This window comes from Pseudomonas sp. PDM13 (genome assembly GCF_025685765.1).
In the GTDB taxonomy this organism is placed as follows: Bacteria; Pseudomonadota; Gammaproteobacteria; order Pseudomonadales; family Pseudomonadaceae; genus Metapseudomonas; species Metapseudomonas solani.
On record NZ_JAOTQU010000001.1, the window covers coordinates 198,773 to 223,606 of the forward strand.

The 24,834-nt window shown below is 68.2% G+C and carries 23 protein-coding genes; 5 read left to right on the forward strand and 18 right to left on the reverse strand.

The features are described from left to right. Positions 1–142 precede the first annotated feature (142 nt). The 4 genes from OEJ36_RS00980 (at position 143) to OEJ36_RS00995 (ending at position 2,891) form a co-directional block, all read left to right on the forward strand. Positions 143–487, forward strand: coding sequence for a pilin assembly protein (locus OEJ36_RS00980; RefSeq protein WP_263400034.1), 345 nt, complete (start codon positions 143–145; stop codon positions 485–487). Between the two features lie 300 nt (positions 488–787). Continuing rightward, positions 788–1,198 (forward strand): DUF4398 domain-containing protein, encoded by a 411-nt coding sequence (locus OEJ36_RS00985; protein ID WP_021219486.1) that lies wholly within the window; start codon positions 788–790, stop codon positions 1,196–1,198. A gap of 41 nt (positions 1,199–1,239) precedes the next feature. Then, positions 1,240–2,019: an OmpA family protein gene (locus tag OEJ36_RS00990; protein WP_021219487.1), complete on the forward strand. Its 780-nt coding sequence runs from the start codon at positions 1,240–1,242 to the stop codon at positions 2,017–2,019. Positions 2,020–2,153: 134 nt separating this feature from the next. Then, positions 2,154–2,891 carry a hypothetical protein gene (locus OEJ36_RS00995; RefSeq protein ID WP_263400035.1) on the forward strand — a complete coding sequence of 246 codons (738 nt, stop codon included), beginning with the start codon at positions 2,154–2,156 and terminating at the stop codon, positions 2,889–2,891. A 110-nt stretch (positions 2,892–3,001) separates the two neighbouring features. Here OEJ36_RS00995 and cadR read toward each other — a convergent pair whose 3' ends face one another. After that, a complete protein-coding gene (gene cadR / locus OEJ36_RS01000; RefSeq protein ID WP_021219489.1) occupies positions 3,002–3,469 on the reverse strand; it encodes a Cd(II)/Pb(II)-responsive transcriptional regulator in 468 nt (155 codons plus the stop codon). A gap of 75 nt (positions 3,470–3,544) precedes the next feature. Here cadR and OEJ36_RS01005 point away from each other — a divergent pair, with 75 nt between their 5' ends. Continuing rightward, entirely contained in the window at positions 3,545–5,824 is a 2,280-nt protein-coding gene (locus tag OEJ36_RS01005; protein WP_263400036.1) for a heavy metal translocating P-type ATPase, read from the forward strand. A 248-nt stretch (positions 5,825–6,072) separates the two neighbouring features. On the opposite strand, the gene OEJ36_RS01010 is transcribed toward OEJ36_RS01005, so the two are convergent. From OEJ36_RS01010 to OEJ36_RS01090, 17 genes are all read right to left on the reverse strand, one after another. Further along, a complete protein-coding gene (locus OEJ36_RS01010) occupies positions 6,073–6,573 on the reverse strand; it encodes an O-acetyl-ADP-ribose deacetylase (protein WP_263400037.1) in 501 nt (166 codons plus the stop codon). Between the two features lie 7 nt (positions 6,574–6,580). Beyond that, the gene (locus tag OEJ36_RS01015) at positions 6,581–6,904 is read right to left on the reverse strand and encodes a hypothetical protein (RefSeq protein WP_021219492.1); all 324 of its coding nucleotides are present in this window, start codon (positions 6,902–6,904) and stop codon (positions 6,581–6,583) included. Continuing rightward, on the reverse strand, positions 6,901–7,782 hold the full coding sequence (locus tag OEJ36_RS01020) for an alpha/beta hydrolase (RefSeq protein ID WP_263400038.1): 882 nt from the start codon (positions 7,780–7,782) through the stop codon (positions 6,901–6,903). The genes OEJ36_RS01015 and OEJ36_RS01020 overlap by 4 nt, the downstream gene beginning before the upstream one ends. Further along, positions 7,779–8,525, reverse strand: a complete 747-nt coding sequence (locus OEJ36_RS01025) for a TIGR00266 family protein (protein WP_111262300.1) — start codon at positions 8,523–8,525, stop codon at positions 7,779–7,781. Before OEJ36_RS01025 ends, OEJ36_RS01020 begins: the two co-directional genes overlap by 4 nt. A 94-nt stretch (positions 8,526–8,619) precedes the next feature. Further along, entirely contained in the window at positions 8,620–9,915 is a 1,296-nt protein-coding gene (locus tag OEJ36_RS01030; protein WP_021219495.1) for a flavohemoglobin expression-modulating QEGLA motif protein, read from the reverse strand. Positions 9,916–9,917: 2 nt separating this feature from the next. Further along, entirely contained in the window at positions 9,918–10,472 is a 555-nt protein-coding gene (locus OEJ36_RS01035) for a hypothetical protein (protein ID WP_021219496.1), read from the reverse strand. Between the two features lie 70 nt (positions 10,473–10,542). Then, positions 10,543–11,256: a TetR/AcrR family transcriptional regulator gene (locus OEJ36_RS01040; protein ID WP_021219497.1), complete on the reverse strand. Its 714-nt coding sequence runs from the start codon at positions 11,254–11,256 to the stop codon at positions 10,543–10,545. A gap of 114 nt (positions 11,257–11,370) precedes the next feature. After that, the gene (gene lysS, locus OEJ36_RS01045; RefSeq protein WP_263400039.1) at positions 11,371–12,873 is read right to left on the reverse strand and encodes a lysine--tRNA ligase; all 1,503 of its coding nucleotides are present in this window, start codon (positions 12,871–12,873) and stop codon (positions 11,371–11,373) included. A gap of 118 nt (positions 12,874–12,991) precedes the next feature. After that, positions 12,992–14,087 (reverse strand): peptide chain release factor 2 gene (gene prfB, locus OEJ36_RS01050; RefSeq protein WP_148304291.1). Its coding sequence is split into 2 segments (ribosomal slippage): positions 12,992–14,014 and positions 14,016–14,087, totalling 1,095 coding nucleotides; the frame shifts between segments, so codons are not numbered across the junction. A gap of 103 nt (positions 14,088–14,190) precedes the next feature. Next, positions 14,191–15,537: an exosortase Q gene (gene xrtQ / locus OEJ36_RS01055; RefSeq protein WP_263400040.1), complete on the reverse strand. Its 1,347-nt coding sequence runs from the start codon at positions 15,535–15,537 to the stop codon at positions 14,191–14,193. After that, positions 15,534–17,573, reverse strand: a complete 2,040-nt coding sequence (locus tag OEJ36_RS01060) for a VIT domain-containing protein (protein WP_263400041.1) — start codon at positions 17,571–17,573, stop codon at positions 15,534–15,536. Before OEJ36_RS01060 ends, xrtQ begins: the two co-directional genes overlap by 4 nt. Positions 17,574–17,941: 368 nt before the next feature. After that, positions 17,942–18,970 (reverse strand): diguanylate cyclase, encoded by a 1,029-nt coding sequence (locus tag OEJ36_RS01065; protein WP_263400042.1) that lies wholly within the window; start codon positions 18,968–18,970, stop codon positions 17,942–17,944. Positions 18,971–19,160: 190 nt separating this feature from the next. Then, positions 19,161–20,150, reverse strand: a complete 990-nt coding sequence (locus OEJ36_RS01070) for a chemotaxis response regulator protein-glutamate methylesterase (protein ID WP_263400043.1) — start codon at positions 20,148–20,150, stop codon at positions 19,161–19,163. Beyond that, positions 20,147–22,420, reverse strand: coding sequence for a hybrid sensor histidine kinase/response regulator (locus OEJ36_RS01075; RefSeq protein WP_263400044.1), 2,274 nt, complete (start codon positions 22,418–22,420; stop codon positions 20,147–20,149). The genes OEJ36_RS01070 and OEJ36_RS01075 overlap by 4 nt, the downstream gene beginning before the upstream one ends. After that, positions 22,417–23,097 (reverse strand): chemotaxis protein CheW, encoded by a 681-nt coding sequence (locus OEJ36_RS01080; protein ID WP_263400045.1) that lies wholly within the window; start codon positions 23,095–23,097, stop codon positions 22,417–22,419. Before OEJ36_RS01080 ends, OEJ36_RS01075 begins: the two co-directional genes overlap by 4 nt. Further along, the gene (locus OEJ36_RS01085) at positions 23,087–24,346 is read right to left on the reverse strand and encodes a CheR family methyltransferase (protein ID WP_263400046.1); all 1,260 of its coding nucleotides are present in this window, start codon (positions 24,344–24,346) and stop codon (positions 23,087–23,089) included. The genes OEJ36_RS01080 and OEJ36_RS01085 overlap by 11 nt, the downstream gene beginning before the upstream one ends. After that, complete coding sequence (locus tag OEJ36_RS01090; RefSeq protein ID WP_263400047.1) at positions 24,343–24,834, reverse strand: chemotaxis protein CheW; 492 nt, start codon at positions 24,832–24,834, stop codon at positions 24,343–24,345. Before OEJ36_RS01090 ends, OEJ36_RS01085 begins: the two co-directional genes overlap by 4 nt.

The following is a 24,834-nucleotide window of genomic DNA, read 5'->3' on the forward strand; positions in this document are numbered from 1 at the left end:
GGGTGCGACGCCATGCCGCTGCATCGTCCCCGGCGAGCTAGGCTGAAAACAGGCGGGCCCCAGAAGCGTCCGCCGGCCGACGGCACCGCGCCGCCGACCTCCAGCAGATGCCCGCCACGAGCGGGCCCGGCACGAGGTGACCATGAAGATCCGCGAACTGATCCGCCATTGGGAAGAAAACGCCAAGGGTCGCCTGACCCGCAGCCAGTACAGCATCCACCTGGATGTGGAATCCGCGGCCCGACTCGCCGCCCTCAACGAGATGTACCCCAAGCGCAGCCTGGAGGAGTTGCTCGGCGAATTGCTCGGCTCCGCCCTCGAAGAGCTCGAAGCCAGCCTGCCCTACGTCAAGGGCAGCAAGGTGGTGGCCACCGACGAGCAGGGTGATCCGCTCTACGAGGACATCGGCCCGACGCCACGCTTCCTCGCCCTCTCCCGCAAGCACCTGCGCCAGTTCGACCAGCAGCACGACAGCACCGAGCACTGATCGCCCAAACGCCCGGCCCCGCCCTGGGGCCGGCGCTTCTCTCCTGCCTGTCCTCCCCCTCCCCGCATTGCCCGCCATGACATGCGCATCCCGGCCCATCGCAACCCTTGTGCGGCGCGGCTTACAGGGCAATTTCGTAAATTTTATTGAACATTTCCGGAAAAGCCCCTGTCACAAAAAGCACGCCAGCGCATCAACCATTAGTCGGTGATTTTTGGCGGAAAATCGTCGATCTAGCGGCCCTAAACATGCATCTGGCAGGCAAGTTGCCATGAGATATGAAATGGCGAGGTAATTCCAATGGAGCTGAACATCATGAAGACAAGCCCTGCTGTAACGATTCGCAGAACAGTCCTGGCCGCCCTGGTCGCCGGCGGTAGCGCCCTGCTCGTCGGCTGCGCCGGCAATCCGCCCACCGAACAGTTCGCCGTGACCAATACCGTGGTCAAGAGCGCCGTCAGCGCCGGCGGCCCACAGTACGCCCCGGTGGAAATGAAGAACGCCCAGGACAAGCTGGCCCAGGCCGAGAACCTGCTGCGTGAAGAGCGTTACGACGAGGCCCGCCGCATTGCCGAGCAGGCCGAGTGGGACGCCCGCGTCGCCGAGCGCAAGGCCCTGGCCACCAAGGCACAGAAAACCCTGGACGACGCCCAGAAAGGCGTCCAGCAGATTCGCGAGGAAGGCTCGCGCCAGCCGATCATCGTGCAGTGATCCGCGCCGCCCTCTTTCCGCATCGATAAGGATGATCCGTCATGAATAAGCTGATCACAGTTTCCGCTCTCTCCGTACTCAGCCTGGCGCTGGTGGCCTGCGCCTCCAAGCCCAACCCGAACCTGGACCAGGCACGCAGCAACTACTCCGAGCTGCAGGCCGAGCCCCAGGCCAACACCCTGGCAGCCCTGGAAACCAAGGAAGCCGGCGACATGCTGAGCCGCGCCGAACAGGCTTACGCCGACAAGCAGGACCAGGTGCAGGTCGACCAGCTCGCCTACATCACCAACCAGCGCGTCGAACTGGCCCGCCAGACCATCAAGCAGAAGGCCGCCGAAGAGGCCCTGGCCAACGCGCCGGCCCAGCGCACCCAGGCCCAGCTGGATGCGCGCAACCAGCAGGTGGACGTGCTGGTCAACCAGCTCAAGGCCAAGCAGACCGACCGTGGCCAGGTGGTGACCCTGGGTGACGTGCTGTTCGAAGTGGACCGCGCCGAGCTCAACCCCAACGGCATGAGCAACGTCCAGCAGCTGGGCAACTTCCTGGTGCAGAACCCGGATCGCCAGGTGGTGGTGGAAGGCTTCACCGATAACACCGGCACCGTCGACCACAACCTGCGCCTGTCCCAGGCCCGTGCCGACTCCGTGCGCCGCGCCCTGGTGGCCATGGGCGTGAACCCCACGCGCATCACCACCCACGGCTTCGGCAAGGACTACCCGGTGGCCAGCAACGCCTCCGCGTCCTCGCGCACGCTGAACCGTCGTGTGGAAGTGACCATCGCCAACGGTCCCGGCCCGGTCGCCCCGCGCGCTGCGCTTTGATCCTTCGGTAATGAAAAAGCCCGCCTCCCCGGCGGGCTTTTTTGTGCGCGACTTGGCGCCGCGCCGATCGCCGTTTCCGCAAGGCCGGCCGCCTCGCTAGGATGCATGCCATCGCGCCCCGGAGATCAAGGAACATGCCGTCACTCGCCCCCTCACGCCAGGTTCTGGCACTCGCCTTCTGCACCGCCCTGCCCCTTTTGGCGCAGGCCAAGCCTGCGCGCTTCGACGGCTATGAAGCCTTCTACCGGTCCCTGGGTGGCAACCTGTTCGAAGGGGCCGGCAGCGAGCTGTCCCTGGCCTGCACCGAGGCGCAGCAGTGCTTTTGGGTCAACGCCATGGCGGCAGCGGTGAAGCGCTACGACGCGGAGCGATGGAGCGCCCCAGGCGCGCTGGAGGGCGAGCCGCCAGCGGGCATGCCCGAGATCGCCTTCGACGGCCAGCGCCTGGACATCGGCGAACGCCACTGGAACCTGGCAGATGCCACCGACCTCGCCCCGGCCGATTGGCAGGCCAGCGCCTCGATCGACCCGGAAGGGCTGCATGGCATCACCGCCTGGCGCAACGGCGAATCCTTCTGCCTGGAGCTGCCGGCCAAGGGCAGCGGCCGTGCCGATCGCTACACCCAGGTGCTGCTGGTGCAAGGGCAGACGCTCTACAACCTGCCCCCACTGTTCGCCTCCTGCGCGGCGGTGCGCGAAGCCCCCCAAGGCAACCTCCTCTACCCGAGCAATGCCTACCTGGAAGAAACCGTCGATAACGAGCCGATTGGCCTGCAGATGGACTACCTGCAACCCGGCAGCAAGACACCGGCGGAACACCACCGCCTGCAGTTCCCCGACCCGCAGAACCCCTTCGTGTTCGAAGCCCGGTAGGCCCGCAGGCCACCGCACGGACATGACCGCTGTGCAGGGTGGATGACGCTCTTCTCATCCACCAGGCGGAGCCGAGAACGGCACACCGTTGCAGATGAAACGCCGCACCCTCAATGCCGCTTGTGTACCCCCGGCACATGCAGGTGCCCGGCCTCGGCGCAGGAATCGGAAATGACGCTGGGCGGCGCCGGCTGCTCCAGCTCGCGGAGAATCCCGCAGGACTCGCTGCTGCCGGCGATCTGGCAATGGGCACGCAGGGCACGCAGCTGCTCCTGCAGCGAACGCAGTTCGGCGATGCGCACCTCCACATGGTGCATGTGCTCGTCGATCAGCCGGTTGGCGGCGGTGCAGTCCGCCTCTGGGCTGTCGCGCAGGCGCAGCAGCTCGCGGATTTCCTGCTGGGTCATATCCAGGGAGCGGCAGTGGCGGATAAAGGCCAGGCGCTCGACATGGGCCTGGGTGTACTGGCGGTAGTTGCCCTCGCTGCGGGACGGTTCCGGCAGCAGCCCTTCGCGCTCGTAGTAGCGGATGGTCTCCACCGGGCAATCGGTCAGTCGTGCCAGCTCGCCGATCTTCATGGTTCATTCCCCTGCTTGACTCTGTAGTTGCTACAGGGTGTGCAATCAGCACCATTCCCGTCAATGGAGTCCGCGATGAGCCAGGACAACTGCTGCAACCACGATCATTCGAACCCGCGTCCCAGCCCGGCGCGGCACGATCATGGCCATGCGCACGACCATGAGCACGGCCATGACCATCACCATGACCACGACGGCCATGCCCACGAGCATGCCCAGCCCGCCCTGGCGGCCGAGGCCATCGACGCGCCCCTGGGCGAGCTGCGCTGGAGCAGCCTGCGCATCGAAGCCATGGACTGTCCCACTGAGGAACGCCTGCTGCGGGATGCCCTGGGCAAGGTCGCAGCCGTGGAGGCGCTGGAGTTCAACCTGATGCAGCGCGTGCTCAAGGTGCAGCACCGCTTCACCGAGCTGGCGCCGCTGCAGAAGCTGGTGGCCCAGCTGGGCATGCAGGCCGAGCCGCTGGACGCCGCCTCGCCCCCCGCCAAGCCCGCCGACAAACCCTGGTGGCCCCTGGCACTGGCCGGTGTCGCCGCACTGGCCGCCGAAGCCTGCGAGTGGTTCGGCTTCGGGCCCGTGTGGCTGGAAGCCGGCTTGGCGCTGCTGGCCATCGCCACCGCCGGCCTGCCCACTTACCGCAAGGGCTGGATCGCCCTGAAGAACCGCAATCTCAACATCAACGCCCTGATGAGCATCGCCGTGACCGGCGCGCTGCTGATCGGCCAGTGGCCCGAGGCGGCCATGGTCAGCGTGCTCTTCGCCCTCGCCGAGCTGATCGAAGCCAAGTCCCTGGACCGCGCGCGCAACGCCATCCGTGGCCTGCTGGACTTGGCTCCGCAACAGGCCACCGTGCAGGTGGACGGCCAGTGGCGCGAGATGCCGGCCAGCGAGGTGCGCCCCGATGCCCGGGTGCGCGTGCGCCCCGGCGAGCGTATCGCCCTGGACGGCGAGCTGCTGGTGGGCCGCTCCGGCGTCAACCAGGCGCCCATCACCGGCGAAAGCCTGCCGGTGGACAAGGAGCCGGGCGACCCGCTGTTCGCCGGCACCATCAACGGCGAGGGCGAGCTGGAATACCGCGTCACCCGCGCCGCCAACGACAGCACCCTGGCGCGCATCATCCACGCCGTGGAAGAAGCCCAGGGCACCCGCGCGCCAACCCAGCGTTTCGTCGACAGCTTCTCGCGCATCTACACGCCCACGGTGTTCGTCCTCGCTCTGCTCACCGCCGTGCTGCCGCCGCTGCTGATGCAGGGCGCCTGGCTCGACTGGGTGTACCGCGCCCTGGTGCTGCTGGTGATCGCCTGCCCCTGCGCCCTGGTGATCTCCACCCCGGTGACCCTGGTCAGCGGGCTGGCCGCCGCCGCGCGCCGTGGCGTGCTGGTCAAGGGCGGCGTGTACCTGGAAATGGGCCGCCAGCTGGCCTGGGTCGCCCTGGACAAGACCGGCACCCTCACCGAAGGCCGCCCGCAGCAGACCGACTATGTACCCCTGCGCGAAGGCGGCGCCGATGAGGCGCGCGCCCTGGCCGCCAGCCTCGCCGCGCGCTCGGACCACCCGGTGTCCCAGGCCCTGGCCCGCGCCGCCGAGGCCGACGGCATCAAGCTGCACGGCGTCGACGACCTGGCCGCGCTGCCGGGCCGTGGGGTCAGGGGGCTGATCGGCGGGCGCCTCTACCACCTGGGCAACCATCGCCTGGTGGAGGAGCTGGGGCTGTGCTCCAGCTCCCTGGAAATGCGCCTGGATATCCTCGAACGCGAAGGCAAGACGGCCATCGTCCTGCTCGACGCCGAAGGCCCGATGGCCCTGTTCGCGGTGGCCGACGGCGTGCGCGAAACCAGCCGCGAGGCCGTGACCGAGTTGCATCAGCTCGGGGTGCGCACCCTGATGCTCACCGGCGACAACCCCCACACCGCTGCCGCCATCGCCGCCCAGGTGGGCATCGACGAAGCCCTGGGCAACCTGCTGCCCGAGGACAAGCTGCGGGAAGTGGAACGTCGTCAGCAGGGCGGCCAGCGCATCGGCATGGTCGGCGACGGCATCAACGACGCCCCGGCCCTGGCCCGCGCCGACATCGGCTTCGCCATGGGCGCCGCCGGCACCGACACCGCCATCGAAACCGCCGGCGTGGCGCTGATGGACGACGACCTGCGTAAGCTGCCGCTGTTCATCCGCCTCTCGCGCCGCACCCACGCGGTGCTGGTGCAGAACATCGTCCTGGCCCTGGGCATCAAGGCGCTGTTCCTCGCCCTCACCCTGGCCGGTATGGGCACCCTGTGGATGGCCGTGTTCGCCGACATGGGCGCCAGCCTGCTGGTGGTGTTCAACGGCTTGCGGTTGCTGCGTGGGGCGCGGTGAGCGAATGGCGGCGCTGCGCGCCGCTTGGCGACTAAAGTCGCCCCTACAAAAGCGGCCGGCCCCGCCGCACGGGCATGGCCGCTGCGGTGGAGGTCGCTTTTTACCTCCACCAGGGGGGCGCCAGGACAGCTGCGTAGCTCGGGCTTCAGCCCGGGAGTGGAGTGGCCGGCGTCCCCGGGCTGAAGCCCGGGCTACAGGGCTGCGCTGGACATTTCGCGAATGAATTCGCTCCCACAAAAGCAGCCGGATCAGGCCAGGGCGTCGCGGTATAGGCGTGCCATGTCTTCGGAGAAGGCCACCAGCAATGCGCGCTGCAGGGTGCTGCCGGCCGGGCGTGGGCGGCGCAGTTCGGTGACGGCGATGCGCACGGCGGCTTCCAGCGGGTAGCCGTAGACGCCGCAGCTGATGGCCGGGAAGGCGATGCTGGCGACGCCGGCGGATTCCGCCAGGGCCAGGCTGTTGCGGTAGCAGCTGGCGAGCAGCTCGGGCTCGCGCTGGCTGCCGCCGGCCCAGACCGGGCCGACCGTGTGGATGACGAAGGTCGCCGGCAGGCGGAAGCCCGGGGTGATGCGCGCCTCGCCGGTGGGGCAACCGCGCAATTCGCGGCAGCTGGCGAGCAGCTCAGGGCCCGCCGCACGGTGGATCGCACCATCCACGCCACCGCCGCCGAGCAGCGAGGAATTGGCCGCGTTGACGATGGCGTCCACGTCCAGGCGAGTGATGTCGCCCTGCCAGACCTCGACCTTCATCCTGCCCTCACTTGACCTCTTGCGGGGTCTCCTGGCCCATGCAGCGCACGGCCTGTTTCTTGTTGTTCACCAGCACGCCGGTCAGGCCCTTCTGCTCGGTGTCGAACAGCACCAGCACGCCGTCGATGCACTGGGCGACCTGGGTGGCGGGCGTCAGCGAGACCTTGTAGTCCTCGCCGGGAACGGTCTTGAGCATGGTGAAGTCGGACAGCAGCAGCGCATCTTCCGGCTTGGCGAAGTGCAGGTAGCCGTAGTACCAGAGGACCATCACGGTGCCGATGATGGTGCCGACGCCGGTGAGGATCAGCGGGATGGGGTTGCGTTCGCTCATTGGGGACTCTCTGTATTCGGGACTTCAGCCAGCCGTCGCAGCCCGACGAAACCGTTCGGGTCTTCGAGGTAGCGCAGCATCACCTCCCGCCAGGTGGGGTCGGCGAAGGTCTGCACATGGCCGCCACGAGTCGGCTGGAACACCCGCGGCGGCGGCGCAGCTTGATACAAGCGCACGCCGTTGGAAAGAGGCACCACCTGGTCGTCGATGCTGTGGTAGATCAGCATCGGCAGGCCCTGCAGACCGGCAATCGCACCGATCGCGCTGTCGCCATCGGGCACCAGCCAGGACAGCGGCACCTGGAGCGGCCAGGTTAACCAGGCATTGCCCAGGGTGAATTGAGCCACGTCACGGTAACTGGCCGGCGCGCCGTCCAGCACCAGCGCGCGCAGCTGGGCGCGGCGCCCGGGGTGCTCGCTCAGGTAGTGCACCGCCATGGCGCCACCCAGGCTCTGGCCCAGCAGCACCAGCGGCTTGCCCTGCACCTCGGGTGCACGGTCGAGCCAGGCGAAGGCGGCGTCGATGTCCTGGTAGGCCCCCGCCAGCGAGGGGCTGCCCTCGGAGCGGCCGTAGCCGCGGTAGTCCAGCAGCAGCACCTGGTAGCCCTGCTCCGGCAGCCACCAGCTGCCGCCCAGGTGGGAAGCCACGTTGCCGCCGTTGCCGTGCAGGTGCAGCACCGTGCCCTTGACCTCGACACCCGCCGCAGCCGGCAGCCACCAGCCATGCAGGCGCAGGCCGTCGGCGGTGACCAGCTCGACATCGCAGTAGGCCAGGCCGGCACGCTCGGGGGTGAAGGGCAGTTGCCGCTCGGGGTAGAACAGCAGCCCGCTGCAGCCCTGCAGCAGCAGGACCAGCAGCAGGAGGCAGGAGCGGGTCACTTGCCGCCGGCGCGGGTTTCCTCACGCGCCTTGTAGGTGGCCTCGTAGATGCGCTCGGCCAGGCGCGAGAAGGGCAGGCTCTGGATCCACACCGTGCCGGTGCCCTTGAGGGTGGCCAGGAGGATGCCTTCGCCGCCGAAGAGCATGCTCTTCAGCCCGCCGGCCAGGCCGATGTCGTAGTCGATGCCCGTGGTGAAGGCCACCAGGCAGCCGGTGTCCAGGCGCAGGGTTTCGTTGTTCAGCTCCTTGCGGATCACCGTGCCGCCGGCATGCACGAAGGCCAGGCCGTCGCCTTCGAGCTTCTGCAGGATGAAGCCCTCGCCGCCGAAGAAGCCGGCGCCGATGCGTTTGTTGAAGGCGATGCCGATCTGCGTGCCGTGGGCGGCGCAGAGGAAGGCATCCTTCTGGCACACCAGGCGCCCGCCGACCTGGGCCAGGTCGATGGGCACCACGGTGCCCGGGTAGGGCGCGGCGAAGCCGACCCGCTGCTGGCCACGGCCCTCGTTGGTGAAGTGGGTCATGAACAGCGACTCGCCGGTAAGCAGGCGCTTGCCCGCCCCCCACAACTTGCCCAGCACGCCGCTGGAGGAACCATCGCCCATGCGCGCCTCGAAGCGGATGCCTTCGGTCATGTAGTTCATCGCCCCGGCTTCGGCGATCACCGTTTCCTGCGGGTCGAGGATGATCTCAACGGTCTGCGCCGAAGCGCCGAGGATTTCGTAGTCGAGCTGATGGCTGGGCATGGGGGAACCTTCGGTTGGCTGCAAGCTTCAAGCGGCAAGCTGCAAGAGCACCAGGGACTCGCCCCTTGCGGCTTGTCGCTTGCAGCTTGCCGCTCTAGAGAATATTCGCGTAATCCGCTTCGATGCGATCCAGGCTCAGGTGATTGAGGAAGTTGGAGAAGCACATCCAGGCCGACAGCGCGTTGAGGTCGCGGAACTGTGGCGGCAGGTACTTGGGCGGTGCCACCAGGCCTTCGTCCACCAGCTGGCGCAGGGTGCGCATGTCTTCCAGGGTGGTCTTGCCGCAGAACAGCAGCGGGATCTGCTCCAGCTTGCCTTTGCGCACGGCGAGCTGGATGTAGTTGTAGATCATGATGAAGCCCTTCAGGTAGGACAGGTCCTTGGTGAAGGGCAGGCCGTCCGGCGAGGAGCCACGGAACACACGGCTGGCGTTGCCGTAGCTCTCGGCCATGCCGTAGCCCTGCTCGCGGTAGAAGTGGTAGACCTCAAGGAAGTCGGCCCCCTCCTCCGCCATGTGGATGGCGCGGGTGCGGTTGGTGAGCTTGCGCAGGCGCGTGGGGTAGGAGGCGAAGGCGATCACTTCCATGAGGATGGCCAGGCCTTCCTGGGTCACGGTGGACGACGGCGGGCCCTTGGCCAGGAAGGTGCAGATCGGCTGGTTCTGGCCGTTCAGCGTGGTGCCGACGTGCACCAGCCCTTCGTGCACTTCCAGGGCGCGCACGTCGCGCTCGTTGAACATGGCGTCGGCGCGCACCTTGATGTAGTCGGCACCGGCGGCGGCGTCGGCGACGATGCCGTCGGACTCGAACACGCGGATGGTGTCGTCGCCCTCGCCGAATACCGCGCTGAGGCGGCTCTGCAGCATGGCCACGGCGTCCTTGGCGGTGAGCGTCTTGGGCTCGTCCTTGAGGTCGCCACGGTCGTCGATCTTGTTCAGGTAGTCCGAGAGCATCAGGCCCAGGTCGGAGAGGGTCGGGTCACCGGCGTGGAAGGCGTCGGAGGCGGCGCCGTAGAGCTCCTGGGAGATCAGCCCGAAGTCGGCGGTGCCGCGCGCTTCGAGCATGCGGATCACCATGCGGTATTCCTTGCACATGCGCCGCATGATCTGCCCCACCGGGTTGAACTGCCCCAACTGGCGGGTGATGTCGCGCTCGATGTTCTGGAACTCCAGCTTCTTCGCCGAGGAGTCGAAGGCCAGCGGCCGGCTCTCGTAGTAGGCGCGATCCACCTCGGGCATGGCCTTGCCCTTGTGCTTGAGAAAGCCCTGGCGAACGCTGTCGTCCCATTTGATGGCGTCCAGCACGCGGATCGGCGTCTGCGCGTGGACGATACGGTCGGACAGGGTGCGGACGATGTTCTGGTAGTCGTCGGGCAGTTGGCGCCGGCTCATGCTCACTCCTCGGTGGAACGCTGGTAGCGCGCGACCTCGACGAAGACGTCGGAGTTGGCCGGGTCGTCCAGCCAGGCCTGGATCTTCTCCCAGGGCGTGTTCAGCAGCACGCCGTCACCCTCGGGCATCTCCACGCTGGCGCCCTCGAAGGTGCCGTGCTCCAGTTCCTGGTGCAGGCGTTCGACATCGAGGTTGTAGATCACCAGTTCGTTGTCGGTGGTGAGTTCGAAGCCGGCGACGGCGAAGTTGGCGCCCCACTTCTTCGGCAGCCCGGCGGAGAGGTACCAGCGGCGGCCATGGTGGGCGACGGTGAAGCCGTACTCCTGGAGGCTGTCGAGGTTGTCCTTGCTGCCTTCGTAGGTGCGGGCCTTGTAGAGGTTGGAGCCGGCGCGGCTGATCTCCAGGTAGAGACGCTCGCCCCACTCGTCCTTGCGCGTCCAGTCGCCCAGCAGCGGGATCGGCGCCGGCTCATGGGCCGGGATCGGGTCCCGCAAGGTGACCAGGCACCCGCTCAGCAGCAGGAAGGACAGGGCGACCAATGCGCGCCAGGGTTTCATTTCGCTCTCCTTGTGACCATGAAAAACCCCGCAAGACAGGTGGCCTGAATGCGGGGTCTCGTACCGTGTTCTAGAGCCCCATCACCAGGTAGAGGTAGCGCTTGAGCACGGCTCGCATCTCGTCGATATCGAGGTTGTCCACCCCATCGAGCAGGCCCTGATATTCCATCCGCAGAATGATGGCCGTCAACACCTTGGCGTCCTCGGCCGGCTCATCCGAGCCCAGCACCTGGAAGAAGTGCTCGGCGCCCTGGGAGAGGATGCCGCGGTGGGCATCGGCCAGCGGCCGCAACCCGGCGTTGATCAGCGCCTCCTGGCGGAACGCCTGCTCGGCCAGCAGCTGCACGCGGTTCTCGATCAGTTGCCGGCGCACATACTGGATGGCCATCTCGACGATCTCGTCGGTCATCTGCCGGCGCGAGGCACCGTCACGGCTCAAGGCCGCCGCCATGCCCTGCAGGTCACCCTCGACGCTGCCCCAGAACGCGGCCATGGCTTCGGCGCTGCGCTCGACGAACTGGGCGAAGGTGTCGGTGATCAGGTCGTTGATGTCCTTGAAGTAGTAGGTGGTGGCCGAAAGCGGCACTTCCGCCTCCGCCGCCACGGCGCGGTGGCGCACCGCGCGCACGCCGTCACGCACGATGATGCGCATGGCGGCATCGAGGATCGCCTGGCGGCGTTGCTCGCTGCCCTGCCGGCTGGCCTTGCGGCCCTGGTACTGGACACTTTCGGCGAGGGCGCTGGCCGCCTGGGCGGCACTGTCGCTACGGGACGACTTGGGCAAGATGCATGGACCTCCGGGTTCAGCTGGGATGCAAGACAGTTTCGACCATTTCTCCGGCTATTCAACTCAACGCCGGCCAAGAAAAAACCGCCCGAAGGCGGCTTTTCTCAAACGTCAGGCCTGGGGCCGCATATGCGGGAACAGGATGACGTCACGAATAGACGGCGAATTGGTAAGCAACATCACCAGGCGATCGATACCGATGCCTTCGCCGGCGGTCGGCGGCATGCCGTACTCCAGGGCGCGGACGAAATCGGCGTCGTAGTGCATGGCTTCGTCGTCACCGGCGTCCTTGTCGGCCACCTGGGCCATGAAGCGCTCGGCCTGGTCTTCCGCATCGTTCAGCTCGGAGTAGGCGTTGGCGATCTCGCGGCCACCGATGAACAGCTCGAAGCGGTCGGTGACGCTGGGGTTGTCGTCGTTGCGACGGGCCAGCGGCGAAACTTCGAACGGGTACTGGGTAATGAAGTGCGGCTGCTCCAGCTTGTGCTCGACCAGCTCTTCGAAAATCATCACCTGCAGCTTGCCCAGGCCTTCGAAGCCCAGCACCTTGGCGCCGGCCTTCTTGGCGATCTCACGGGCCTTGTCGACGTCCTGCAGGTCAGCCGCGGTGATCTCCGGGTTGTACTTGAGGATCGAATCGAACACGGACAGGCGTGCAAAGGGCTCGCCGAAGTGGAACACCTTGTCGCCGTAAGGCACGTCGGTGCTGCCCAGGACCAGCTGCGCCAGCTCGCGGAACAGCTCCTCGGTCAGGTCCATGTTGTCTTCGTAATCGGCATAGGCCTGGTAGAACTCGAGCATGGTGAACTCGGGGTTGTGCCGGGTCGAAACGCCTTCGTTACGGAAGTTGCGGTTGATCTCGAAGACCTTCTCGAAGCCACCGACCACCAGGCGCTTGAGGTACAGCTCCGGCGCGATACGCAGGAACATCGGCATGTCCAGGGCGTTGTGGTGGGTCTCGAAGGGCTTGGCCGCGGCGCCACCGGGGATGGTCTGCAGCATCGGGGTTTCCACTTCGAGGAAATCACGCTCGGCGAGGAACTTGCGGATGTAGCTGATCACCTGGGAGCGCACACGGAAGGTGTGGCGGGTTTCTTCGTTGACGATCAGGTCGACGTAGCGCTGGCGGTAGCGCTGCTCGGTGTCGGTCAGGCCGTGGTGCTTGTCCGGCAGCGGGCGCAGGGACTTGGTCAGCAGGCGCACGTTGGTCATCTCGACGTACAGGTCGCCCTTGCCGGAACGGGCCAGGGTGCCTTCGGCGGCGATGATGTCGCCCATGTCCCAGGTCTTGACCGCGGCCAGGGTCTCTTCCGGCAGGGTCTTGCGGTTGACGTAGACCTGGATGCGACCGGTCATGTCCTGGATCACCATGAAGGCGCCACGGTTGAGCATGATGCGGCCGGCAACCTTGACCGGGATGGCAGCGGCTTCCAGTTCTTCCTTGGTCTTGTCGACGTATTTCTTCTGCAGGTCGGCGCAGTAGTCGTCACGACGGAAGTCATTGGGGAAGGCGTTGCCCTGCTCACGGATGGCTCCAAGCTTTTCCTTGCGCTGGGCAATCAGCTTGTTCTCTTCCTGTTGCAGTTCGTGCTGGTCGGGTTGCTGGTCGCTCATGGTCTTGGTGGTTCCTGCTTCGGCGTTTTCGCGCCTGGTGAAAAGTTATCGCTAAAGAACAACGGCTTTGAAGCGTAGCGGGCGCGGGTCAGGCACGGCCTGACCCGGTGCAGCGGCCTTAGAGGCCTTGCTTGAGGCTGGCTTCGAGGTACTCGTTGAGATCCCCGTCCAGCACCTTGTCGCAATCGCTGCGCTCGACGCCGGTACGCAGGTCCTTGATGCGCGACTGGTCGAGCACGTAGGAACGGATCTGGTGGCCCCAGCCGATATCGGACTTGGTCTCTTCCAGCGCCTGGGACGCGGCGTTGCGCTTCTGCATCTCCTGCTCGTACAACCGGGCCCGCAGCATTTTCATGGCGGTGTCCTTGTTGGCGTGCTGGGAGCGTTCGTTCTGGCACGCGACCACCGTGTTGGTCGGTACGTGGGTGATACGTACGGCCGAGTCGGTGGTGTTCACGTGCTGACCGCCCGCGCCGGAGGAGCGGTAGGTGTCGATGCGCAGGTCGGACGGGTTGATCTCGATCTCGATGTTGTCATCGATCTCGGGGGACACGAACACCGCGGTGAACGAGGTGTGGCGACGGTTGCCGGAGTCGAACGGGCTCTTGCGCACCAGGCGGTGCACGCCGATCTCGGTGCGCAGCCAACCGAAGGCGTACTCGCCCTTGATGTGCACGGTGGCGCCCTTGATGCCGGCGACTTCGCCTTCGGACAGCTCGACGATCTCGGCACTGAAGCCGTTCTTGTCGGCCCAGCGCAGGTACATGCGCAGCAGCATGTTGGCCCAGTCCTGGGCTTCGGTGCCGCCGGAACCGGCCTGGATGTCCAGGTAGGCGTTGTTCGGGTCCATCTCGCCGCTGAACATGCGGCGGAATTCCAGCTTCTCGAGGATCTCGCGCAGGCGCTCGACTTCGGCGGCAACGTCGTTGACCGCGCCTTCGTCGTTCTCTTCGACCGCCATGTCCAGCAGGTCGCGGGAGTCGGCCAGGCCACCGGTCAGCTCGTCGAGGGTTTCGACGATCTGCGCCAGGAGCGAACGCTCACGGCCAAGATTCTGGGCGTACTCCGGGTTGTTCCAGACGTTGGGGTCTTCGAGTTCGCGGTTTACTTCGACGAGACGATCATGCTTGTGATCGTAGTCAAAGATACCCCCGAATGGTCTGGGTACGTTCGGAGAGGTCCTTGATGCTATTGAGGATCGGGTTGATTTCCATGGCTGGAAGCGCTCTCAGGCAAAACTTTCGGAAAAGCCGGCGAGTATACCCGACTCGAAACCCGCCGGGCAGCCCGCCCGACCACCGTAGACCCGGCGTGGGACTACAGCGCTTCGGCCACCGTCACCGCCCGCCAGGGCCCGCTGGAGCGGCCGCTGAGCGCCGCCCAGTACCAGCTGGAATTGTCGCTGAAGCTCTGCCCGGCGGCGTCCTCGATGTACTCGCAGACCTGCAGCGCCGGCCCCTGCCCCTCGGCCACGAAGCAGCGCTGCAACCCGCCATTGCCGGGGCGCTGGCGCAGGGCGATGGCACGGATCACATAACCCAGGCCCTGGTAGCAGTCCGCCGCCGGGTGCAGCTTGCGCGTGGCCGCCGTGACATGGCGCAGGGTGACCACCCGCGAGCCGGTGCTGAAACGGGCGATGGCCCCGGGGAACTGCGCGGCGAAGCGCTGCTCCACCGGCGACAGCGCCAGGGGCCGCAGGCGCTCGCCCTCGAAACGTTGCGGCCACTCGACGAAGGCGGCAACGGGGCGGGCCTCGGCCACCGGCCGGCCCAGCAGCGACCCTACCCCCAGCAGCAGGAATGACGCCGCCACCAGCCAGCGCCCCTGGTGCCAGGGCGCCACGCCGGTCGCCGTCGTGGTGGGCAACGCCAGCGCCGCGCCCTGCCCCGCCGCCACGGTGCGCAGCACCAGGGCGCAGACGCCGATGAACACCACCAGCCCGGTGGCCTCGTGCATCCACGCCGGCCAGTTCGATTGCCCGGCCTCCTGCAGCACCAGCAAGGTGTTGCGCAGGCTGTTGCCACCCAGAACCAGCAGGCCGATCCACGGCAGGCGGCGCAGCAGCTGCCTGTCCCCCAAACGCAGCCAGGCGGCAGTGGCGAAGGCGGTGAAGTAGGCCACCCAAGCCATGTGCACGCCCGAGCAGGGGGCATCCACCATCACCAGCTGCCCGTTCACCTGCAGCGCCGTGCCCAGGCGCTGCACCTCGTGGCCCAGGCCACGCAGCAGCCAGAGGCTGGCTTCAGCGGTGACCAGGCGCAGCGGGTAACCGGCGAAGAACTGCAACGACGAGAGGATCGGCAAGGCCAGCAGCCCCAGGCCCAGCCAGGCCAGCACCGGCTGGCCCGGGCGGCGCAGCGCCAGGGTGGTGGCGATCACCGCCAGCACCGCCAACACGCCGCGCCCCAGCGCCGGGATCAGCGCGCTGCCGAGAATCGCCAGCGCCGCCAGGGCCAGCGACACCAGCAGCCAGCTGCGCCGGGGCGTCGCCAGGAAGCTGCGGCGCTCGCGCCACAGCCCCAGCAGCAGGGCCACCAGCGCCACCACCCCATAAGGGTCGTCCGAGCCGTCGCCCATGCGCCGCAGGCTCCACAGCCACACCGGCCACAACGCCAGCACCGGCGCCAGCAGCCAGGTCCAGCCCGGCAGCGCGCGGGCCTTCACCCACGCACCTGGCGGCGGGTCACCCAGCCCATGCCCAGCAGGGCCAGCGCCAGCATCGCCCAGGTGGCCGGCTCCGGCGTGCTCGGCACGAGGATGCCGGCGGTGGCGGAGCTCGCCTCGGCGGTGCCGACGGCCTGGGCGCTCACGCCCTGGGGCAGCGGCAGCGGCTGCTTGACCGTGGCGCTGCCGGCCGGGTCGGGGTTGCGCACCACCTGGTCCACGGCGATGAACGAGGTGTAGGGCGTCAGCAGGCTGTACTTCAAACCCAGGTCGAGAATCTGCTGGCTGTAGCCGAAGCCGCCTTCCAGGGCTTCCTGGTCCATCAACGACGCGATGCGGTGCCGTGCCCAGAGGTGGGTCAGCGCCTGGTCGCCGTCGAGCACCTTGCCCGCCTCGATCGGCACCTCGCTGCGCCAGGGGCCGCTGGCGGCGATGCCCTCGGCCTGCAGCACGCCACGGGGCTCGCCGCGCCACTTGCCGAACACCACCAGCGGGCGCTGGGCGAACAGGTCGGGCAGCGCCAGCGGCTCGACGTCATAGGTCTCCAGGCCGCTGAAGGACAATTTGGGGTGCACCAGCACCGGCGAGTCGATCATCCGCCGCAGGCGTTCGGCTTCGGCTTGCGCCGAGCTGTCGTCGAGCACCACGAAGGGCTCGCCCTGCCCGGCCCGTGCCAGGCCCTCGATCAGCTCGCGGTTCACCGAACTGCCGATACCGAAGGCGAACAGGTTGGCCTTGCCCAGGTTGTTGCGCACCAGTTCGAAGGCCTCGGTTTCCACCGTCACGTAGCCATCGGTGACCACCACGAAGCTGCGCGAGCGCTCCGCATCCGCCGGCATCGCCAGCGCCTGGCGCAGGGCCGGCAGCAGCTCGGTGCCGCCGCTGCCCATCTGGGTGTCGAGCATCGTCAGCGCCTGCTCGATGTTGGCCTTGGTAGCCGGCTGCGACTGCGGCGCCAGCAGGCTGTTGCTGCCGGAGAACAGCAGCACATTGAAGCTGTCCACCGGGCGCAGGCCGCCGATCAGCCGGCGCAGCAGGACCTTGGTGGTGTCCAGGGGGAAGCCGTGCATGGAGCCGGAGATATCCACCACGAAAATGTATTCGCGCGGCACGATGCTGCTGGCCTTCACCGCCGCCGGCGGCGCCACCATGGCCAGGAAGAAGTTCTCCTCGGCGCCACGGGACAGCAGCACGCCGCTCTCGAACACCTCGCTGCCCAGGCGGTAGTCGAGGATGAAGTCACGGTCGTTGCCCAGCCCCTGCCCCTCTTCCAGGGTCACCCGGGTGTGCCGGGCCCCGATGGCCTGCCGGGCGATGCGGTGGGTGCGCGAGATGACCTCGCCGATGGCGGTGGGCGACTGCAGGTCCACCTGCAGGGAGAAGGTGCTGCGGCCAGGGTCGCCCTCGGCCAGGTGCGGGGTGGAGATCCACGGCTCGGCCTTTTGGCTCGGTTGCCCCGGCGCGCCGTTGTAGCGCGGCCCGACCACGGTGGGGAAGACGAAGTGGTAGGTGCCATCGGTGGGCAGCAGCAGCTCGGTGTAGCGCAGCTCCACGTCCACCACGTCGCCGGGGAGGATGTTGGCCACGCTCATCTGGAACACGTTGGGGCGCTCCTGCTCCAGCAGGGCGGCGGTCTTGCCGGCGCTCTTGGCCTCCTGGTACTCGCGCTGGGCGCTCTGCTTCTCGCGGATCTGCGCATGCAGCTCGCGGTCGCCCAGGCGCACGGTCATGCCGTGCACCGCCGCGCGGGTGGAGCCGGGGAACACGTAACGCGCCTCCAGGGCCCGCGAGCCCTCGTTGCGGTACTGCTGGATCACCTTCACGTCGGCGATCACCCCCAGCACCTGCACCTCCACGCGGGTGGACTTCAGCGGCAGGCCATCGACGCCCGGCTCGGCGTTATCCACCGCGAAATAAGGGCTCTCGCCGCGTTCCGCAGCCTCCTCGGCCAGGCACGGCGCCACGCCGAACAGCACGAGGAACAACGCCAGCAGCCAGCGGCCGGGCGAGAAGGAAGACAAGGGCGGGCGGTACATGCGGTGCACTCCATGGAAAAGGATCGTGCAGCCATGTTCGCCAGCCTGTGTGGACGCAATTTGCAGGGTCCGTGGTGTTTATGTGGAGTTATGCGGTGATTGCCAGTCGCGAATGAATTCGCGCCTGCGAGTTCAGCCCTGCGGACCTGACCGCTGCGTGGAGGTCGCTTTTCACCTCCACCGGTTTTTCTGCCTGGAGGCATCGCAGCGATGGGCGCGCAGCGGAAGGACGATGCGCCCAGGGAACAACCGTTCGCGAATGAATTCGCTCCCACGAGAGCGGCGGCGCTGCGCGCCGCTTGGCGACTGAAGTCGCCCCTACAGGCCCTACAGGCCCCTATACGCGTCTACGGAGCGCAGGCCAAAAGCTAGGCGCTGGGCGTATCGGCTACCAGTCCGACCTGGTTGCGGCCGTTGTGCTTGGCCATGTACAGCCCCTGGTCGGCGCGGTCCACCAGCATCAGTGACACCTGGCCCACCTGCGGCGTGAGGGTGGAGATGCCGATGCTCACGCTCAGCGCCGCACCGGCCTGGGGCAGGTTGTGGGGGATGGCCAGGGCCTCCACGGCACGGCGGACCTTCTCCGCCAGCAGGCGGGCGCCACCGCTGGAGGTGCTCGGCAGCACCATGGCGAACTCCTCGCCGCCATAGCGCGCGGCCATGTCGGAGGAGCGCGTGCAGGACTCGCGCAGGGTCTCGGCCACGCGGCGCAGGGCGTCGTCCCCGGCGATATGGCCGAAGTGGTCGTTGTAGCCCTTGAAGTAGTCCACATCGATCATCAGCAGCGACAGCGAGGTCTGTTCACGGAAGGCACGGCGCCATTCCATTTCCAGGTACTCGTCGAAGTGGCGGCGGTTGGACAGCCCGGTGAGGCCGTCGGAGTTCATCAGCCGCTGCAGCACCAGGTTGGCTTCCAGCAGCTGCTGCTGGCTCTCGCGCAGGGCGCGGTAGGCCTCGTCGCGCTGCTGCAGGGCGAGGTAGGAGCGGGAGTGGTAGCGGATGCGCGCCACCAGCTCGATGGTGTCGGGCAGCTTGACCAGGTAGTCGTTGGCGCCGGCAGCGAAGGCGGTGCTCTTCACCGCCGCGTCGTCACGGGTCGACAGCACGATGATCGGCACATCGCGCAGCTCCGCGGTGGCGCGGTAGTCGCCCAGCAGGCTGATGCCGTCGACGCCGGGCATCACCAGGTCCTGGAGGATCACCGTCGGGCGGATATGCCGGGCCACCTCGATGGCCGTCAGCGGGTCGGAGCAGAAGTGGAAGTCGATGCCCTCTTCCTCGGCCAGGGCGCGACGCACCGCCTCGCCGATCATCGCCTGGTCGTCGACCAGCAGCACCATCACCTTGTTTTCGGTAACGGCGAGCATTTCGGCCTGACTGCGATAGGGGTATTGCATAACCGTTCTCCAGGCCCTGCGGCCTCAGGCGACAACAAAACGGCACCAGTGTGCGCGGATAATCATAAAACGATGTAGAGGTCGTCCGCCTCCAGCAATTTCGGCACGGCGACCCCGCCATTCGCCGGGTCTATCTTTTTACTGGGTTCCGACGCCGTCGAAAATGGCGCAATTGCCGGGGAACCACCCTTTAACGCGCAAACGCCTCCACCAGTCTCGGGGCGATCCGTTGCAGCGGCAATATTTCCATGGCCGCATCCAGTGCCGCAGCGGCCTTGGGCATGCCATACACGGCGCTGGTCGCCTGGTCCTGGGCGATGGTCAGGTAGCCGCGCTCGCGCATGTTCTTTAGCCCCTGGGCCCCGTCACGGCCCATGCCGGTAAGCAGCACGCCCACCGCATCGCCCTGCCAGTGCTCCACCAGGCTGTCGAAGAACACATCGATGGACGGCCGGTACACGTGGCTGCTGGGCTCCTCGGTATAGGCCAGCTCGCCGTTGCGCAGCAGGCGCATGTGGTTGTTGGTGCCGGCCAGCAGCACCTGGCCGGGCTGCGGCGGCTCACCTTCGCGGGCCAGGCGCACCGGCAGGTGGGACTCGCTGCCCAGCCACTCGGCCATACCGGCGGCGAAGGTCTCGTCGACGTGCTGCACCAGCACCACCGCCGGCGAGAAGTCGGCCGGCAGCTGCTTGAGCAACTGCGCCAGGGACGCCGGCCCGCCCGCCGAGGCGCCGATGGCCACCAGCTGCCGCCGGGACGGCTCGCGGGCCTTGCGGCCCCCCACCTTCTGGCCGATCAGCCAGCCGATGTTCTGGATCTTGCGCAGCAGCGCCGCCGCGTCGCGCTCGTGGTCGGCGCCCAGCGCCGGGGTGTCCACCGCATCCAGGGCGCCGTGGCCCATGGCCTCGAACACGCGGTGGATGTTCTGTTCCTTGTCCACGGTGACGATGAGGATGGCGCACGGCGACTGCGCCATGATCCGCCGGGTCGCCTCGGTGCCGTCCATCTCCGGCATCAGCAGGTCCATCAGCACCAGGTCCGGGGTGTCCTCCTGGCAGAAGCGCACCGCCTCGACACCGTTGCCGGCGATCCAGACGATCTGGTGGGCCGGCTCGCGGGCCAGGGCCCGGCGCAGCGCCTCCACCGCCAGGGGCATGTCGTTGGCGATCCCTATCCTCATCCCTGTGCTTCTCCGATCAACACGACCACCGCGTCCAGCAACGCCTCATCGTGGAAACTGGCCTTGGCCAGATAGTAGTCGGCGCCGGCATCCAGGCCACGGCGTCGGTCCTCTTCACGGTCCTTGTAGGAAACCACCATCACCGGCAGCGATTGCAGGCGGCTGTCGCGGCGCACCAGGGTCACCAGCTCGATGCCGTCCATGCGCGGCATATCGATGTCGGTGATCAGCAGGTCGAAGGCTTCGGAGCGCAGGGCGTTCCAGCCGTCCATGCCATCCACCGCCACCGCCACCTCGTAGCCACGGCTGAGCAGCAGCTTGCGCTCCAGCTCGCGCACGGTGAGCGAGTCGTCCACCACCAGCACGCGCTTGCGGCGGCTGCCCGCGCCCTGCCGGGCCAGGCCGCCAACGCGCTCCAGACGGCCGCTGCCGAGCAGCTTGCCCACCGACTTGAGCATGTCCTCGACATCGAGGATCAGCACCGGCGTGCCGTCGTCGAGCAAGGCACCGGCGGACACGTCCTGGACCTTGCCCAGGCGCGGGTCCAGCGGCATCACCACCAGGGTGCGCTCGCCGACGAAACGGTCGACCACGATGCCGTAGAGCGCCTCGCGCTCACGCACCAGCACCACCGCCAGGCCCTCGCCGTCGCTTTCGCCTTCTGGGCGCTGCAGCACCTGGCTGGCGGCCACCAGGCCGACGTGGCGCTCCTCGTGCCAGAAGTGCTGGCGGCCTTCCAGCTGCACCAGCGCCTCGGCGGGCACCCGGGTCATGCGTTCGATATGGGCCAGGGGGAAGGCATAGGCCTCGCCGCCGATCTCCACCACCAGGCTGCGCAACACCGACAGGGTCAGCGGCACCTCCAGGTGGAAGCTGGAGCCCTCGCCCTGGCGCTGCTCCATGCGCACGCCGCCCCGCAGCTGGCGCACCATGTGCTGCACCGCGTCCAGGCCGACGCCGCGCCCGGACACCTCGGTGACCTGCTCGCGCATGCTGAAGCCGGGCAGGAAGAGGAAGGCCAGCAGTTCGTCTTCGTCGAGTCGCGCGCCGGTCTCGGCGGTGGCGAAACCACGCTCGATCACCGCCGTGCGCAGGCGCTCCAGGTCGACCCCGGCGCCGTCGTCGCGCAGTTCCAGCACCAGCATGCCGGCGTGATGGCGGGCGCGCAGGAGGATGCGCCCCTCCTCCGGCTTGCCACGCTCGGCCCGCAGGGCCGGGCTTTCGATGCCGTGGTCGACGGCGTTGCGCAGCAGGTGGGTCAGCGGTGCTTCGAGCTTCTCCAGCACGTCGCGGTCGACCTGGGTGTTCTCGCCCTCGATATCCAGGCGCACCTGCTTGCCGAGGCTGCGGCCGAGGTCGCGCAGCATCCGCGCCTGGCCGGCGAGCACATCGGCGAAGGGGCGCATGCGCGAGGCCAGCGCCGCGTCGTACATCAGTTGGGCACGCTGGCCGCCCTGCCAACCGAACTCGTCGAGATCGGCCATGTGTCGGGCGAGCGTCTGCTGGCATTCGCCCAGCAGTTGCCGGGCCTCTGCCAGCATGGCGCGGGAGGCCGCATCCATGGCGTCGTCCTGCACCGCCTCGCGCACGCCATCGAGGGTGCGCGCGGCGCTGGCTTGCAGGCGCTTGAGGCGTTGCAGCGAATCGCCCAGGGGCTTGATGCGCTGGAACTCCACCAGCGACTTGCTGGAGATATCCAGCAGGTGGTCGAGGCGTTCGGCGCTGACCCGCAACACCCGGTCACGGCTCTCGCCGGCCGCAGGGGCGGGTGCCACGGGCTCTTCCTCGGGTGCAGCCACGGCAAGCGTCGCCACGGGTTCGGCAGCGGGCTCGGGCCGGGCCACCGGCTCGCGAGGGGCCACGCGCTGCCCGCTGGCCAGCGCCTGCAGGCGCTCCACCAGGGCGTCGATATCCGCGCGGCCATCCGTGTCGGCCCAGTTGGCGCCGGCCGCCGAGCCCAGGCGCAGCAGCAGGTCGGAGCCTTGCAGCAGCGCGTCGATATGCTCGGATTGCAGGTGCAGGCGGCCTTCCTGGGCGCCCACCAGGCAGTCTTCCATCACATGGGCGATGCGCACGCCGGCATCGATGCCGACGATGCGCGCCGCGCCCTTGAGCGAGTGGGCGGCGCGCATGCAGGCTTCCAGCTGGTCGGCCTGGCGCGGGTTGCGCTCCAGCACCATCAGCCCGCTGCCGAGCACCTGGGTCTGCGCCTCGGCCTCCAGCTTGAACAGCTCCAGCAGCGAGGCATCACGCATCTGGTCCGGGGTCATCCAAGGCTCCTGGCGATGGCTTGCTGCAACATCGATTCATCCAGCAGGGTGACGCTGCGCCCACGCCACTGCACCACGCCGGAAGCGAAGGGCCGCGCCACCTGGGCGGCCCCCCGGCCGGCCTCCAGCACCGCGCCCAGGGGGATGGCGTGGATGCCGTCCACCTCGTCCACCGGCGCCACCACCGGGCCGTCGTCGCTGGCGACGATAAGCATGCGCGGCACCACGCGGCGCTCCTGGGCACCGCCCTGGCCCGGCTCCAGGCCGAGGACTTCCACCAGCGACAGGCAGGCCACCAGGGCACCGCGCACATTGGTCACCCCCAGCAGCCCGAGGGAGCGCTGGTGCGGCAGGGAGTGGATCAGCGACTGCGGCGCCACCTCCACCAGCTGCCGGGTGGCCAGGCCGAGCCAGGCGTCGCCGAGGCGGAATACCAGAGTGGAGCGGGTTTCGCCGAGGTTTTCTTCCTCGACCGCCTGCTCCTCGTCCAGTTCGCGGTGCAAGGCATAGCGGTCCAGCAGGCGGGTGGCGGCGGCAGCGTGCACCTCGCAGTTGCGGCAATGGATGTGTTCCTGCAGGCGCTCGCAGCTCTTGTCGCCATGCACGCCGATGCGGTTCCAGCAGTCGTCGATGGGCGCCTGGGCGTCGTCCAGGCGCAGGGTATGGCTATCGATCATGGTCGTTCACTCCGCGGCTGGCGCGCTCCTGCAGGCGCCGGGCGCCGGCCAGATCGCCGCGCGCGGCGAGCAGCGCCGCCAGGTGGGCCAGGGCTTCGGCGTGCCCGGGCTGCAGATAGAGGGTCTTGCGGTAGTAGTCCTGGGCTTCCTGCTGCTGCCCAGCCACGTCGCAGAGCAACCCGAGCCAGTAGAACACCGCCGCCGAGGGGCCGTGGGCCGCCAGGTGGCGCTCGCAGGCAGCGCGGGCCTCGGCACTACGCCCGGCATTGGCCAGCTTGGCGATCTCCAGCAGTTCGGCCGCGCCGTCCCGGCCTGGCGCAGGCGCGGGCGCCATTGGCCGTGGCGCGCTTGCGGGGTTCATCGGGCGGGCAAAGGCCGGCGGCGCCTTCGCCACCGGTGCGGCGGGCCGTGCGGGCGCCACCGTCGGGCGCGGCGTGGCGACAACGCGCGGAGCCTGGGCGGTGCCGGGGAGGAAGACGAAGGACTGCGGCAGGTCCAGCGGGCGCATGCCGTCCTGGCTCACCAGGCTGGCTTCGGCGGGGCCGACGAACAACGCGCCATCGGGGCTCATCAGGCGCTTGAGCACCGCCAGCACCTGGGCCTGGGTGGGCCGGTCGAAGTAGATCAGCAGGTTGCGGCAGAAGACGAAGTCATAGGGCGCCTCGCCGGCCAGCAGGCTCGGACCCAGCAGGTTGCCGTGGCGGAAGCTGACCTTGCGGCGCACCTGCTCGGCGAGGACGAAGCCTTCCTCGCCCGGCAGGAAGTGGCGGTCGCGGTAGCCCAGGTCATCGCCACGGAAGGAGTTGCGCCCATAGACGCCCTGGCGCGCACGCTCCAGCACCTTCTCGCTGATATCAAGCGCATCCACCTTGAACAGGGTCGGGGCGAAGCCGGCGTCCAGCAGCGCCATGGCGATGGAATAGGGTTCTTCGCCGCTGGAGCACGGCAGGCTGAGCACCCGCAACGGCCGGCCGGGGGCGAGGCGCGGCAGGCGCTCGAAGGCCAGGCGGGTCAAGGCGACGAAGGATTCGGGATAGCGGAAGAACCAGGTCTCGGGCACCACCACGGCTTCCACCAGCGCCTGCTGCTCGCTGGGGGAGGCTTCCAGGCGCAGCCAGTAATCGTCTTCGCCGCGACAGCCACTGGCCTGGGTGCGCAGGCGCACGGCGCGCTCCACCAGTTCGTGGCCGACCGATTCGACATCCAGGCCGATGCGGTCCTTGAGCAGGCGTTCGAAGCGCGGGTTCACGAAGTGACCTCCGCGTCCGCCGGGAACAGCAGCACCCGCGCTTCGTCACCCAGCAACTGGGCGATCTCGATGCGCTGCACCAGGCCCTGGGCGCTGCGGTGCACCGGCCCCAGGTAGCGGGCCTCGCCGCCGTCCAGGCCGTAGTCGTGGAAGTCCTCGGGGAGGCAACGCAGGGTATCGGTGGCCTGCTCCAGCACCAGGCCGAGGGCGCGGGTGCCGTAGCGCACCATCACCAGGCGGGTGCTGGTGCGGGGCCGGGCGGGTGTGCCGAAGGCCAGGGCGCCGAGGTCCAGCACCGGCACCGGGGTGCCGCGCCAGTCGAGCACGCCGGCCACCCATTCGGGGGCCTCGGGCAGGCGCTTGAGGCGACGCACGGGCATCACCTCCAGCACCTCGCGCACATCCAGGGCGTAGCGGTCGCTGCCCATGCCGAACAACAGGTAGAGCAGCCCCCGGCGGGGCTGCTGGCGGGTCGCGCTGGCGGTCAT